Consider the following 14,715-nt stretch of genomic DNA (forward strand, 5'->3'; position numbering starts at 1 on the left):
CTAGTAGAATAGTAAAGATTGTAAAAGAGAGGACGTACAGCTGTGGGATTAGACAAATTTAAAGACAAAAACCGCGATGAATTATCAATGATCGAAGTTGCACGAGCAATTTTGGAAGATAATGGTAAGAGAATGGCATTTGCCGATATCGTTAATGCCGTACAAAAATACTTGAATAAGAGTGACGAAGAAATTCGTGAGCGTTTACCACAATTTTATACTAATATGAACACTGATGGTGAATTTATCTCAATGGGTGAAAATGTTTGGGCACTTCGTTCATGGTTCCCATATGAATCAGTTGATGAAGAAGTTAACCACCCTGAGGATGAAGAAGAAGACGATTCACGTAAGCACCATAAGAAGGTTAATGCCTTCTTAGCTAGTGCAACTGGTGATGATGACATTATCGACTACGATAACGATGATCCAGAAGATGACGACTTAGACGCCACAGACGATGATACTGATGACGATTATGGCGACGAAGATTCTGATTATGATGAAGACAACGACGATACTGATGATGTATTGCCAGATGGCATTGAAGGTCAATTGTCACAATTAAATGATGATGATGACGACGAAGATAATTAATTTGCTTGACTTAAGAAGAAAAAGCAGATAATATTTTTGTTGGGCACCCTATGTGCGTTTAGCTCCCCGTTAGTGGGAGCTTTTTTGTTTAAAGGATAAGTTAAAAGGAGCAGAACATGACAAAATACATCTTCGTAACTGGCGGTGTCGTATCTTCACTTGGTAAAGGGATTACTGCATCAAGTTTAGGTCGACTTCTTAAGAATCGTGGCTTGAAGGTCACTATGCAAAAGTTTGACCCATATATTAATATTGACCCAGGTACAATGAATCCATACCAACACGGTGAAGTTTATGTTACCGACGATGGTACAGAAGCTGACCTTGACTTAGGTCACTATGAAAGAATCGTAGATGTTAGAACTAGCAAGTATTCTAACGTAACTACTGGTAAGATTTACCAAGAAGTTTTGGAAAAAGAACGTCGTGGTGACTACCATGGTGCTACTGTACAAGTAATTCCTCATATTACTGACATGATCAAAAAGAAGATCATGCGTGCAGCTTTGACTACTGATTCAGATGTAATTATTTCTGAAATTGGTGGTACTGTTGGGGATATCGAATCAACTCCATTCATGGAAGCTATTCGTCAAATGCGCCGTGAAGTTGGCCCAGAAAATGTAATGTACATTCACTGTACTTTAGTACCACTTCTTCACGCTGCTCATGAAATGAAGACTAAGCCAACACAACACTCAGTTGCGGAATTGCGTAGTATTGGTATTCAACCAAATATGTTAGTGCTTCGTGCTGAACAACCAATTGACCAAGAACACAAAGACAAGATTTCTACTTTTACAGACGTGCCTGTTGATCGAATTATTGAATCAATTGATGCTCCTTCATTATTCGATGTGCCTTTGAACTTCCAAAAGCAAGGCATGGATCAAAAAGTCTGTGATTTCTTACACTTAGAGAGTCCAAAGCCAGAAGCTGACATGGAAGCTTGGAAGAAGCTTGATGAGCGTGCTAAGACCTTGAAGCATCACACTAAGATTACCTTGGTTGGTAAGTATGTAGAGCTTGAAGATGCTTATATTTCAGTTACTGATGCTTTGCAACATGCTGGTTATCTTTACAACACTAAGATTGATGTTGATAAGGTACAAGCTGAAGACGTAACTGAAGATAATATTGCAGAAATCATGAAGGATTCAGATGGTTTGATTGTCCCTGGTGGTTTTGGTACTCGTGGTCTTGAAGGAATGATTACTGCAATTAAGTATGCTCGTGAACATGACATCCCATTCTTAGGTATTTGTTTGGGGATGCAAATGGCTAGTGTTGAATTTGCACGCGATGTATTAAACCTTGAGGATGCTAATTCTGCAGAAGCAGAGCCAAACTGCAAGAATAATATTATCGACATTATGGCTGATAAGCGTGATGAAGAAAATATTGGTGGTACTTTGCGGTTAGGTATTTACCCAGCTACTCTTAAGAAGGGAACTAAGACTCGTGCAGCATACGATGATCAAGAGGTTATCCAAGAACGTCACCGTCACCGTTTCGAATTTAATAATGAATACCGTGAAGCCTTTGAAAAGGCTGGTATGGTCTTCTCAGGCGTTTCACCAGATAACCGCTTAGTTGAAATTATCGAATTACCAAAGAAAAAATTCTTTATTGCAGCACAATATCACCCGGAATTTTTGAGTCGGCCACAACGTCCAGAAGGCTTATTTAAGTCATTTATTGGTGCAGCTAGTGGTCTTCCAGCACAAGAATTTTAAAGTGATTAAAGTTTGATTATACAAAATCTTAAGAAAACAAGAACTGAGAGACCTCAGCTCTTGTTTTTTTTGTAAATATCCTTTAACATTATTATGATTAATTGAAAGTAGAAAAGGATTTGTTTTCGCCAATGAAGCAGATGATAATTCATGGTGGAAAGCCCCTGCAGGGTGATGTTTGGATCGGTGGAGCTAAGAACTCAACAGTTGCTCTTATTCCGGCATCAATTTTATCAAGAACACCAGTGACCTTGGAAGGCGTCCCAAGAATAGCTGATGTGGTTAACTTGATGGACTTGTTAAGTGAGATGGATGTACATTGTGATTTCGGTGAAACCACTTTAAGAATAGATCCAACTGATATCAAAATGAGTCCGTTGCCAGCTGGTAAGATTAAGAGTTTGCGCGCTTCATATTACTTTATGGGTGCGCTACTTGGTCGCTTTGGCAAGGCAGTAGTGGGCTTCCCTGGTGGTGACGATATTGGACCACGTCCGATTGACCAACATATTAAGGGCTTTGAAGCCTTAGGCGCTAGCGTAAAAAATGAAAATGATCAAATTATAATTACTGCACCAGAAGATGGTTTGCATGGAGCAAAAATCCATTTAAAGATGCCATCAGTTGGGGCAACGATGAATATTATTATGGCTAGTGTGACGGCACAGGGCCAGACTATAATCGAAAATGCCGCAAAGGAACCGGAAATTATTGATTTAGCTACCTTCTTGAACAATATGGGGGCAGTTATTCGTGGTGCTGGTACTGACTCTATTCGAATTGAAGGGGTGGAGCAGCTTAAAGCACAAATTCCTCATACGATTATTCCAGACAGAATTGAAGCAGGGACTTATGTTGCTTTAGCTGCCTGTATTGGTAATGGCATTCGCATTCATAATATTATCGAAGAACACCTTGATTCATACCTGGCTAAAGTTGAAGAAATGGGTGTAGTAATCGATTCAGATGAAGATTCACTGTATGTTTATCCAGCCGGTGACTTAAAGATGGTTCAGGTAAAGACAGATGTTTATCCAGGCTTTGCGACAGACTTGCAGCAGCCAATTACGCCACTTTTATTAACTGCTAAGAGCGGTGAAGGCGTGGTGATTGATAATATTTATCCTAAGCGAATCGGACATATTGCTCAGTTGCAGAAGATGGGTGCTGATATTAAAGTTGAGGATAATATTATTTTGGCTCATCCAACTGAACAACTTCATGGCGCAGAAGTGACTGCAGGTGAAATTCGTGCTGGTGCATGTTTAATGATTGCAGGCCTGATGGCTGATGGTACAACAACGATCGACAAGGCTGGTAATATCTTGCGTGGTTATGATCGGGTCCAAGAAAAGCTGCGTCAACTTGGAGCTGATGTAACTATCAAGGATGATCCTGCTGTACCGGGTATTTTAGATAATATTTAGTAAATAAAAACCACATGGAAAATCTCCGTGTGGTTTTTGTAATGATATGTCGATTTGTAGGTGAACAAATGAGTTTAATTTTTACAAGACGTGCACAAAATTCAGATGTGGATAAAATTGTGCAAATTTTAAATGATGCGATTTCTTTTTTAAAGGAAAGTGGCTCATCGCAGTGGCAAAGTGGCTACCCTAATCGAGCAACTGTAGAAGATGATATTAAAAATGGGTGTGCTTGGGTATTAACTGTGGATAATGAAGTTGCAGGTTATGCGGCAGTGGTAATTGGCCGTGAGCCAACTTATGCGGATATTGAAGGCAAGTGGGAAAATAATGTGGACACCTATGCGACAATTCACCGCATTGCAGTTTCTAGTAAGTTTAGAGGAATGCATTTGAGTCAATTTTTCTTGAGCAATATTATTTCTCTAACTTATGCACAAGGAATTCACAATTTTAGAATTGATACAAGCCGGAAAAATAAAATTGTCCAGCACATTGCAGTTAGTCATAATTTTATTGAACGAGGGATTATTCAAGTAACTGAAGATCCGGTTGATTCAAGTAGAATAGCTTACGAGTTGAATTTAAGGTAATGAAAAACCACATGGGATGTGAATTCCATGTGGATTATTTTTTTGCTTTATTTATTAATCAAGCAAGTCGTACTTCAAAGTCATTAAACCGTGACCTTCGTCAACCATTTGACCAAGAAGTTCAACAGTGTTGTTGTAAACAGTGTCAGACATCTTTTGGTTGGCCGCAATTAACTTGTCTTGTAATTCCTTACCTGAAAGGTTCTTTGCTTCTTTGTCAGTATCATGTTGGATCTTGTGACATTGTGCTAAACTCTTTTGTTCAAAGGCGTCTTCAAGTTCACCGTAAACACGGTAGTTGGTATCGCCTAATTGAGCAGTTAACTTGTTAAGCCAAAAAATCTTGCTCAAGTTAAATTTAGGAGTGGTTTGCCAAGCTTCAGGGGTAGTAGTGACATTAGTATAGAATGGCACCATTGAGTTAAAGGTGTTAGGACCAAAGGCTAACCATTGTACACCTGCAATTTCTGCAGGAACATCATTACGAATTTGCAAAATATGGGTTTCAAAGTTTCTGTTAATACCGATAGGACGGAAGGTCTTCTTTTGTTCAGGAGTACCTTGATCGCCATAAGCATCGTAAGGAGTGTCTTGGTAGTGTGAGCTTTCGGCCCATTTAATATCTTCAATTGAGATTAAACGATTAGCATGGCAGATAAAAGGTTGATCTTGATCTGCTGGAGTGCCACCAAAGTCTGGATCGAAATAGTTGTGAATATACCAAGCACGAGGATTATTGTAGTGAGCATCCTTAATAGTTGAAGAACCAAAGATGTGGCGCATGTTGTAGCCTTCACGGTCTGGATTCAAGTGATATTCTTCGATTAAATCCTTTAGGTCTGCTGAACAAGCAAAATTATCAGAATCGTTGAAGTCGAAAGTATCAATATTCAAACGGTTTGGTGCAATAACATATGCATCATCTGGGATACGGCGTGCAATCCAATGATGACCACCGATAGTTTCAAGGTACCAAATGTTATCCTTATCAGAAAAGGCCATACCGTTCATTTCATAAGTACCGTATTTTTCAACTAAATAGCCGACACGTTTAACACCGTCAAAAGCTGAGTGCAAGTATGGTAAAGTCAAAGTGACGAAATCTTCTTCACCAAGACCACCTTCACTTGGATCAAGTAATGGGTCAACACCTTGGATACGTGAATTAGTAGTAATAGTTTCAGTAGCGGTCATAGCTACGTTTTCAGCGTTAATTCCGGCTGCGCCCCAGATACCATTTTTACCTGAAACATCAGGTGCTGAAGTATAGCGTAATGGTGTTTCTGCTAAATCAGCGTCGTCAATCTTTTGTTTAGAAATTACACTAGTGTAGTGCTTAGGTTGGTCAGCTGGATTAACGGCCTTAAAGCCTTCAGGGATAATGACGCGGCCACCGTCTTCACTACGAGCGATCATTGTTGAGCCATCAATAGTTGCTTTTTTACCAACTAAAATAGTAGTACATTCTGTTTGTTTCATTGGATCAGTCCTTTACTTTTATTATGTTTAAATTATTTCCTAATAATATTGTATGCAAAAATAATCCGATAAGGCAAAGAATATAATTAATTTCCCCGAAAGGCATTTGGACTAACACCGCTATAGCGTTTAAATGCCTTGGAGAAGGTAAATTCATCGCCGTAGCCGACTTTTTGAGCAACTTGCCTTAGATTGTGCTTGGTATTAATTAATTCTTTTTTAGCGGCTTCCATGCGCAATTGCATGAGGTACTTTTGAGGCGATAATTTAGTGTTTTTTCTGAACAAAGCATATAAAAAGCTGCGTGATACTCCTAGCCTATGACAAAGTTCAACAATATTGCAGGTAGGATCGGTATAATTTTGATTAAGATAATTAATGGCAATTTGATACTGATCATTTTTCGATGTTTTGCGGACTGGTGGATGATTAGGGAAGTCTTTGATTAGGTGATAGAAGAGCTGATAGGTTAAAGCTGAAATTTTTAAATTGTTTAATAAGGTCTTTTTCTTCGCCAAACATTGATAAAGGTCATCTAGGGTTTGATAAAAGGCAGTTTTTTGAATTTGACGCAAGAAATTTTTATTAGGTAAATTTGATGCCTTGATGCTTTCATTAACGCCGTTGCCAGCTAGGCCAATCCAGAAGTATTCCCAGGGTTCATCATGGTCAGCTTGGAAAGAACAAGTTTGATTGCGCGGGACGTAAAAAAGATCGCCAGCTTTTAATTTGACTGCGTGGTGTCTACTAGAAGTAAAGGTACCAGTTCCGCTAATAATGTAATAAAAAATATCGTTTTTACGAAGATTGTCACCTTGAAAGAATTCATCGGGCTGACATTTTTGTCGACCATAAAACATGATGTAGCTTTCAAGGTTTTGAATGTTTAAGTTAGGCATGGATTCCCTCACTTTAAAAAAATTACGTTACTTCTATTATAAAAGAGTTTTTGCTTAAAAGGTGAAGAATGAAAAACGACCACATTAAGCGGTCGTTCGTGAATATTTATAGAAAATTATGATATGGAATTATGAAATGAAAAGGTATTTTACTTATTGGCACCACTTCTTCCGTTGAATAATAGGTTAAGCAGAGTTGCACAGATGCTGGCTACGACGATACCGTTGCCTAAGAACAATTGAATGGTTTGGGGAAGGGGTTGGAAGATTTGCGGATAGACAGTTACGCCTAGTCCCATACCAATTGAAATAGCTACAATTAGAATATTGCGGTTGTTCTCAAAATCAACTTTAGTTAACATTTTGATTCCTTGAACGGCAATCATGGTAAACATGACTAACATAGCGCCGCCTAAGACTGAATCAGGGATGATAGTTACTAAAGCGCCGATTTTAGGAAGAAGGCCCATTCCCATTAATAAACCAGCAGCCCAATAGATAGGGCGCTTGGTTTTAATACCGGATAATTGAAGTAAGCCGACATTTTGAGAAAAAGTAGTGTAAGGGAAGGTGTTGAAAAGCCCACCGAAGATTTGTGCTAATCCTTCTGCACGATAACCTTTTTTTAGGTCTTCTTCGGTAATATCTTTGTGGAGCAGGTCACCAATGGCAAAGAAGACGCCAGTGGATTCGACCAAGGAAACTAAGGCAATGATGATCATGGTCAAACAAGATGACCATTCGAATTCTGGCACCCCGAAGTAGAAAAATTGAGGCAAATGGAACCAAGAAGCTTCGGCAACTGGCTTTAATGAAACAAGCCCCATGCAGCTAGCGATTAGAGTACCAACAATTAATCCAATTAAAACGGAAATGGAACGTAAGAATCCTTTAATCCAGACTTCGATGGCAATGATGATGAGGATGGTAATAAAGGCAGCGATTAAATTTTTCGCATCACCGAAATCTTTGGCTTGTGCGTTTCCGCCGCCCATATTTTGGAAAGCGACCGGAATTAAAGTTAGCCCAATTACTGTAATTAAGGTCCCAGTAACTACTGGCGGGAAGAGTTTTTTGATTTTTGAAAACCAGCCAGCAATTAGAAAGACGAAGATTCCAGCAACGATAATGGCACCATACATCGTGTTAATTGAAAACTTCTGCCCGATCATTTCTAAGGGAGCTACCGCTTGAATTGCACAGCCCAAAACGACTGGCAAGCCAATGCCGAAATATTTATTACGGAATAGTTGAATTAAAGTGGCTAAACCACACATGAAGATATCAATCGAAACTAGGTAAGTCATCTGTGTGCTATTGAAGTGTAGTGCCGTACCAATTAAAAGGGGAACGGCAACTGCACCGGAGTACATTGCCAGCAAATGTTGCAAACCTAGGACAGCAGCTTTTTTGTGACTAACTTCTTTTTGTGCCATTTTTAATTATTCTTCTCCCTCGAAGTGTACTTGGTCATTTTCAAAACTATCGATTTTTGCTAGGGCTTCAAAACGTAGACCTTCTTTTTCTACCCATTCGCTTCCGCCTTGGAAGGTTTTTGCAACAACAGCGCCAACGCCAACAATGTTACAGCCGGCTTGCTTGGCGATGTTAACCATGCCTTTGACTGCTTCACCGTGGGCAACGAAGTCATCGATGATTAAGATATGTTCGCCTGGGTGCAAAAATTTTTCTTCAACGCAGATCTTATTGTTGACCTTCTTGGTGTAAGAAAAGACGTCAGCCCAATAAACTGCATCATTCAAAGTAGATGGCTTTTTCTTTCGGGCAAAGATCATTGGCACGTGCAGTTGATAGGCTGCCATTACGCCAGGGGCAATTCCAGATGCTTCACAAGTTAAGACCTTATCGACTTTTTCATCTTTAAAAAGGCGGGCAAATTCTTCACCAACATGCATCATTAGTTGCGGATCAACTTGGTGATTCAAAAATGAATTAATTTTAAGCACATTTCCGGGTAAAACTTCACCATCTTGTTTAATTCGATCTACTAATTCCTTCAATATTATTCTCCTCAAGAAAGAAATAAGGACTTCTTCTACCTAAAACAGGTAAAAGAAGTCCTTAAGATTATTCTTAACTTTCATTCACCTATAGTCCGGTGTTTACGGTACCGGGTAGAGACTGTCGACCTTATTTCGACGATATATAGATATTTGTGTTGGCTTAATCTTAACAGAATATATTGCCGAACACAAGTGGAAAATTAAGGATTAATGTTCGATTATAGTAAAAATTATTCAGCTGCGATATCGTTATGGCACAGACTGATGATCTTTTCGATAATGCCATATAAGATCCCCGCGATTGGCCAGATGATCCAGCTGCGTTCCCAATCATTGGTAATGAAGCTATATCCTAGATAAAGTAAGACTGCTATTAACCAATAGAGTGTGGCGTATTTGTTCATAATCTTGCGACCAAGTTTTTCTTAGGAGTGTAATCATCTGTTTGTAATAAAATGTTGTAGCTGTCCATAATGATATTACTTTTGACAAAGAAGAACACACCGATGGCAATAAGTATTAAAGTGCCAGCGACTAAGCCAGTCATTAATTGATCTAGTTGGCTGCCATTTAGTAGCTGAGTAAAGAACACGCCGCATAGAAGCGGGATAGCAGAAATGATGCATAAAACCGTAGCTGTAATTGTCATTGCAGTGTAGGATTTAGTGTATTGTGCCTTCTTTTGTTTAATTTCTGTTAGCTCTGCCTCATTAAGCTGACGATCATCTTTTCAGTTAGTGCTTCTTGAAAAAGATGATTTTTCTTGCGTAATGCCGCAATTTTTTGACCTAATCTCATGATTGATCGTCTTTTCTGTTTTTGATTAATTCAAATTTACAAAGAAGCCTGGTTGCAGACAAGAACTTTCTGCTTGCACTAGACGCAACTAGCGGTTGCAACTGCTGGTTGCTCAAGATAAAAGCCGAACAATGAATGGCTATTTTTAACTTTTTGATTGACCTTTTTAATTTTTCCTAGTAGAGTTAGTTAAAAATGCGTAATTGAAAAGAGGGAGTAAATAGTGGCTAAGAATCTAGACGATTTTGATAAAATTATTGTGCTTGACTTCGGTAGTCAATATAACCAATTAATTACCCGCCGTATTCGTGACTTTGGTATCTATTCTGAACTTTTACCACACGATCTTTCCATGGAGAAGATTAAACAGATCAATCCTAAGGGAATCATTTTCTCAGGTGGTCCTAACAGTGTTTACGATAATGGTGCATTAAAGGTTGATCCTGCAATCTTTAAGTTGGGTATTCCAATTTTGGGTATTTGTTACGGGATGCAATTAATGTCTCATGACTTAGGCGGTAAAGTTGAACAAGCTGAAAACAAGGAATATGGCCGCGCCAACATTACGGTTGAAGATCCAGACAGTATTTTGTTCAATGGCTTGCCTTCAAAGCAATACGTTTGGATGAGCCACGGCGACTTGGTAACTCAAGCTCCAAAGGGCTTCGAAGTAACTGCCTCAAGCAAAAACTGTCCAATTGCGGCAATTGCTAATCCAGATAAAAAGTTTTATGGTATCCAATTCCACGCAGAAGTGCGCAATTCAGAATACGGTTTAGACATCTTGAAGCACTTTGCTTTTGAGGTTTGTGGTGCTGAGGCTAACTGGACCATGAACGACTTCATCGACATGAAGGTTGATGATATTCGTAAAGAAGTCGGCGACAAGAAAGTCATCTTAGGTCTTTCGGGTGGTGTAGATTCTAGCGTTACTGCTACTCTTTTACACAAAGCAATCGGTGATCAATTAACTGCAATTTTTGTTGATCACGGAATGCTGCGTAAAGACGAAGGCAATCAAGTAATGCAAGCCTTGAACAAGGATCTTGGTGTTAACATCATTCGGGTTAATGCCCAAAAGAGATTCTTAGACAAGTTGAAAGGTGTAACTGATCCTGAAAAGAAGCGTAAGATTATCGGTAAGGAATTCATCGAGGTCTTTAACGAAGAAGCTAAGAAGTTAAAGGATGTAGATTTCTTAGCTCAAGGTACGCTTTATACTGATGTTATCGAGTCAGGTACCAACACTGCCCAAACGATTAAGTCCCATCACAACGTTGGTGGTCTTCCTAAGGACATGCATTTCAAGCTGATTGAACCACTGCGTAAGTTGTTCAAGGACGAAGTACGTGAACTTGGTGAAAAGCTGGGCATTCCACATGACTTAGTATGGCGTCAGCCATTCCCAGGCCCTGGTCTTGGTATCCGTGTTCTTGGTGAAGTGACTGAAGACAAGCTTAAGATTGTGCGTGATTCTGATGCGATTTTACGAGAAGAAATCAAGAAGGCAGGTTTACAAGAAAAGATCTGGCAATACTTCACTGTTCTTCCAGGTATTCGCTCCGTTGGAGTAATGGGCGATGGACGTACTTATGACTATACGATTGGTATTCGTGCCGTAACCTCAATTGATGGGATGACTGCAGATTTTGCCCAAATTCCATGGGATGTACTTGGTCACATTTCAGATAGAATCGTCAATGAAGTAGATAACGTTAACCGCGTAGTTTACGATGTGACGAGTAAGCCACCTTCAACGATTGAATGGGAGTAATTTAATATATTAACATGAAGAGGGAACCCCAATATGACAGCATTTGAAGAGGGGCAATATTAGTAAAAAACACGGGTTAAAAGTAAGTGACTGTTGTCCTACTTATCGTCAGTGATAGGTGGGGCATTTTTTGTTTCTGTTTGTTGACACAAAAGAAATGCTGAAATCCAAACGGAGCAGTCTGTTTGATCGTTGTTGTTACTTATGACGAAAATATAAGTAAATCAGATATGAAATCTCGAAATGACCTTGAATGAAATCTCAAGGTACTCATTCTCGAATGCAATATCTGATCGGTCGCTAGGGTAAAGGGAAGACTATCAGGCCGCCCTTTCAAGCAGTATATAATATAATTAACAAATTGGTATATATCAATTAATGCTGAGCAGAAACTAACCCGACGATTCATAAATTTAGTCAGCCGTTTTCGGTCGCAACCGAAGGCTGAAAATTTATTTTGCCGGGACGGCAAACATGAGGGGGTCATTGCACGATGAAGCCGTTAAAGGATTCATCAACTTCAGTTACACCGAACGGGATAAGGAAACCGAAATTAAGCGGAAAAGGCAATGAAGAACCATCTCCGTATCAAAGATTCAAGCTAAAAAGTCAGTACTTCATGAAGGAAACGACTTAGAGTTATAATTTAAATTTAAACATTATTTCTAGTACCACAATATATGAAAAGAGAGCAGTGAGATTGCGTCTCACTACTCTCAATCGCGAACTTGAATAATTTTAGTGTTTGAAAAGAGATTAGCCTTTGCGGTTAGTCTCTTTTACTATCTGGTAAGTTGACTGCAAACAGAAAAGCCGCCCGGCTCGAGGGCCAAGCGGTCATCAAAGTCGCGAAACGGTGTTATAATATTATCAGATTGAAGAAATATTATACTCAGCAATTAGGCTGATAACTTAACGGTAGCACTCTTGTTCTGGTGTACTGCAATACACTACTAGTTATTAAATTGGGGAGTAAGAATAATGATGAAGCGACTTAAATTTTTAGAAACTAAGCGGACACCGCGTTATAGTTTACGTAAGCTTAACGTTGGTGTGGCTTCCGTATTATTAGGAGTAACCATTTTTGGAATTAACTTTACAAATCATTCTGTAAAGGCAGCAACCACAGAAAGCGTTACCAATAGTTCACCAAACAGTAATTCGCAACAAACTTTAGCAGCTGCGACAACCTTACAATCTGCACCAAAGACGCAAGGTAGCGTTGACACTGATATTAAATCATCAGCAGCAAAATCAGCAGCTACAGTAGATCAAAATAACACTAATACTCAGAAAACAACTAGTGCAACAGAAAAAGTTCAACAAAATGGTGCAAGTAACGATGTAACAGCTAATAATTCTGCAGAAGCTGCGACAACCTCACAATCTGCACCAAAGACGCAAGGCAGCGCTCACACTGATATTAAATCATTAGCAGCTAAATCAGCAGCAAAATTAGCATTTATGAACTTAATGGCAGCTTCTGATACTGGTACTGATACTGGTACTGGTACTGACAGAAGTGGAGCAGATGTAGATCAAAATAACATTAATGATCAGCCAGCTAAAGAAAATCAAGAATTGGCCAATAAGACTAATCTAACTTCTTCAGATAACTACAGTTCTAATATCTATCAAGGTAAAGATGGAAAGTATTACAAGGTTGTAACTATTTATGGTAATGACTACGTTTACCATGCTGCTGATATTCAAGCTAATGGTACTGCTCGTGGGCAAACGGCAACGACAGCTGAAGATACTAAAAATAATATCAATATTTCTAAAGAAGATTTAGGAAATGGTAAGACCCGTTGGACTGTTGTTTTCTTCCCTCATCAGGGATTACAAAATGCTGGCAGTAGCCCAAGTGGGTTAGTTTCTGCAAAATTTGGTATTGCTCTCACTAATGACTACCAAATCGTTGATAATGTTGATATGGAAGTAATTAATGATCCTAATCAAAAATATACATATTATAAATTTGAGCCCGGTAGCAATAGCGCTACTGACATTACAATAAAAAATCCACCAGCTGAAGTAGACTTTTCATTTAATCCTAAGACAGATGTTGATCCAAATACTGGTTTAATTAATAATAGTAAAACCTTGCCAGCTTATGACAATAGATATTTGCAACCCTCATACTATTTCACTACTGATACTAGTTCTGGTAAAACGAACTTATGGCAGACTTACTTTTTCAATAATGGTAATGAGGTTTATTATAATAATGCATATGATGGGACGACCCCTTATCTAGGTGACGTTCATGACTTTCATTTTAATAATTTTATAATTAAAAATAAAACTGGAGTTGACGGTTTAGATTCTAAGGACCTTAATGACCCTAAGGCCCAAATCCCAATCATTTATGACACACGGAATGAATTTAATTCTAATGGCGTATTTAACAGTGTTAACTTTAACCAAGCAATGGAATTTAAGTCACATGGTTACCAAAGTAAACTTGCGTGGGCTGGGGTTGATCTATCACAACATTCTTCTTATGTTATTTCCTTTACTACGCAACACACAGACTCTCATGAAATAGATTTAATTTCAGGTCCGAAAAATCAACAATTCTCAGGAATCTCAGCTAATATTTATTCTTATCAGAATGGCTACTATAACATGTTTTCTAGCTTATATGGTGAGCAGAGAGCACTGAATGCAGATGGTAAACCATTAAAAGCTAAAGATATTATTCCTAATTGGGATGATGCCAATAATTATATGGCTAATAATATTAAGACCGACTATTTAAATAATGCTCAAATTAATGTTTTGCGGAATAAAATTCAAAATAACATTACAGACTCTGATGCTTTAAAGAATATTGCTAATGAAGGAAATTCTTTAAACGATGCTATGAAAAATCTTGGTAATAGTATCGGACAGTATGCTTCTGATGGCAGTTTTACTGATCATAAAGTCGATACAACTAAGGCTTCAGATAGTTATAAATATGCTGATTCAGATAAAAAATTAGCTTATGACAATGCGACAAAAGCAGTAAATAATATAATTTCTGTAGAAGGTGGTAAAGTTAACAAAAGTAATGGTACCTATGCAGATCTAAAGACGGTAAAAGCGCTTACTGATGCTGAAAATAATGCTTGGAACGAACTTAATGGTGTCAAGAAGAACGCTACGGATGCAATAAAGGCTATTAATGATGCTGCAACAGCTAAGAAAGCAAGCATTAATAACTCTGCTATCTTAACTACTGAAGAAAAAACCGCGTTAGTTAACCAAGCACAAAAACTTGCTGATGACGCAATTGCTGACATTAATAAAGCTACAACTAATGATGCAGTAAACACTGCTAAGGAAAATGGTGTTCAAGCTATTAAGAACATGACAATTCCAACATCTTCTAAGACCAAGA

General features: G+C 38.5%; 12 protein-coding genes, 2 pseudogenes and 1 riboswitch. Of the genes and pseudogenes, 7 read left to right on the plus strand and 7 right to left on the minus strand.

The window, feature by feature from the left end; all coding sequences use genetic code 11:
• Positions 1-42: 42 nt before the first annotated feature.
• The 4 genes from rpoE (at position 43) to CP366_RS04145 (ending at position 4,353) form a co-directional block, all read left to right on the plus strand.
• On the plus strand, positions 43-597 hold the full coding sequence (rpoE, locus tag CP366_RS04130; protein ID WP_089143451.1) for a DNA-directed RNA polymerase subunit delta: 555 nt from the start codon (positions 43-45) through the stop codon (positions 595-597).
• A gap of 116 nt (positions 598-713) precedes the next feature.
• Positions 714-2,333 (plus strand): CTP synthase, encoded by a 1,620-nt coding sequence (locus CP366_RS04135; RefSeq protein WP_089145696.1) that lies wholly within the window; start codon positions 714-716, stop codon positions 2,331-2,333.
• Between the two features lie 131 nt (positions 2,334-2,464).
• The gene (locus CP366_RS04140; protein WP_089145695.1) at positions 2,465-3,760 is read left to right on the plus strand and encodes a UDP-N-acetylglucosamine 1-carboxyvinyltransferase; all 1,296 of its coding nucleotides are present in this window, start codon (positions 2,465-2,467) and stop codon (positions 3,758-3,760) included.
• Positions 3,761-3,828: 68 nt separating this feature from the next.
• Positions 3,829-4,353 carry a GNAT family N-acetyltransferase gene (locus CP366_RS04145; protein ID WP_089145710.1) on the plus strand — a complete coding sequence of 175 codons (525 nt, stop codon included), beginning with the start codon at positions 3,829-3,831 and terminating at the stop codon, positions 4,351-4,353.
• A 54-nt stretch (positions 4,354-4,407) separates the two neighbouring features.
• On the opposite strand, the gene CP366_RS04150 is transcribed toward CP366_RS04145, so the two are convergent.
• From CP366_RS04150 to CP366_RS11140, 7 genes and pseudogenes are all read right to left on the minus strand, one after another.
• Complete coding sequence (locus CP366_RS04150; protein WP_005721654.1) at positions 4,408-5,832, minus strand: C69 family dipeptidase; 1,425 nt, start codon at positions 5,830-5,832, stop codon at positions 4,408-4,410.
• An 86-nt stretch (positions 5,833-5,918) separates the two neighbouring features.
• On the minus strand, positions 5,919-6,731 hold the full coding sequence (locus CP366_RS04155) for a helix-turn-helix domain-containing protein (RefSeq protein WP_089145694.1): 813 nt from the start codon (positions 6,729-6,731) through the stop codon (positions 5,919-5,921).
• A gap of 149 nt (positions 6,732-6,880) precedes the next feature.
• A complete protein-coding gene (locus CP366_RS04160; RefSeq protein WP_089145693.1) occupies positions 6,881-8,167 on the minus strand; it encodes a nucleobase:cation symporter-2 family protein in 1,287 nt (428 codons plus the stop codon).
• Positions 8,168-8,173: 6 nt separating this feature from the next.
• Entirely contained in the window at positions 8,174-8,752 is a 579-nt protein-coding gene (locus CP366_RS04165; RefSeq protein WP_054832677.1) for a xanthine phosphoribosyltransferase, read from the minus strand.
• A 71-nt stretch (positions 8,753-8,823) separates the two neighbouring features.
• Positions 8,824-8,921, minus strand: a riboswitch (purine riboswitch).
• Between the two features lie 64 nt (positions 8,922-8,985).
• A pseudogene (locus tag CP366_RS10905) lies at positions 8,986-9,168 on the minus strand (XRE family transcriptional regulator); the annotation flags it as partial.
• On the minus strand, positions 9,156-9,404 hold the full coding sequence (locus tag CP366_RS04175; RefSeq protein ID WP_089145692.1) for a hypothetical protein: 249 nt from the start codon (positions 9,402-9,404) through the stop codon (positions 9,156-9,158). The gene CP366_RS04175 and the pseudogene CP366_RS10905, both read right to left, overlap by 13 nt.
• Positions 9,405-9,469: 65 nt before the next feature.
• A pseudogene (locus CP366_RS11140) lies at positions 9,470-9,553 on the minus strand (XRE family transcriptional regulator); the annotation flags it as partial.
• 220 nt (positions 9,554-9,773) lie between these two features.
• On the opposite strand from CP366_RS11140, the gene guaA reads away from it, so the two are divergent.
• The 3 genes from guaA to CP366_RS10910 form a co-directional block, all read left to right on the plus strand.
• On the plus strand, positions 9,774-11,327 hold the full coding sequence (gene guaA, locus CP366_RS04185; RefSeq protein ID WP_173295835.1) for a glutamine-hydrolyzing GMP synthase: 1,554 nt from the start codon (positions 9,774-9,776) through the stop codon (positions 11,325-11,327).
• A 493-nt stretch (positions 11,328-11,820) separates the two neighbouring features.
• A complete protein-coding gene (locus CP366_RS10685) occupies positions 11,821-11,964 on the plus strand; it encodes a hypothetical protein (protein WP_158227344.1) in 144 nt (47 codons plus the stop codon).
• Between the two features lie 344 nt (positions 11,965-12,308).
• Positions 12,309-14,715, plus strand: a 2,407-nt coding sequence (locus tag CP366_RS10910; protein WP_233197971.1) for an LEA family epithelial adhesin, incomplete at its 3' end; no start/stop codon positions are given.

Source organism: Lactobacillus sp. UMNPBX15, assembly GCF_002553785.1.
GTDB classification, from domain to species: domain Bacteria; phylum Bacillota; class Bacilli; order Lactobacillales; family Lactobacillaceae; genus Lactobacillus; species Lactobacillus crispatus.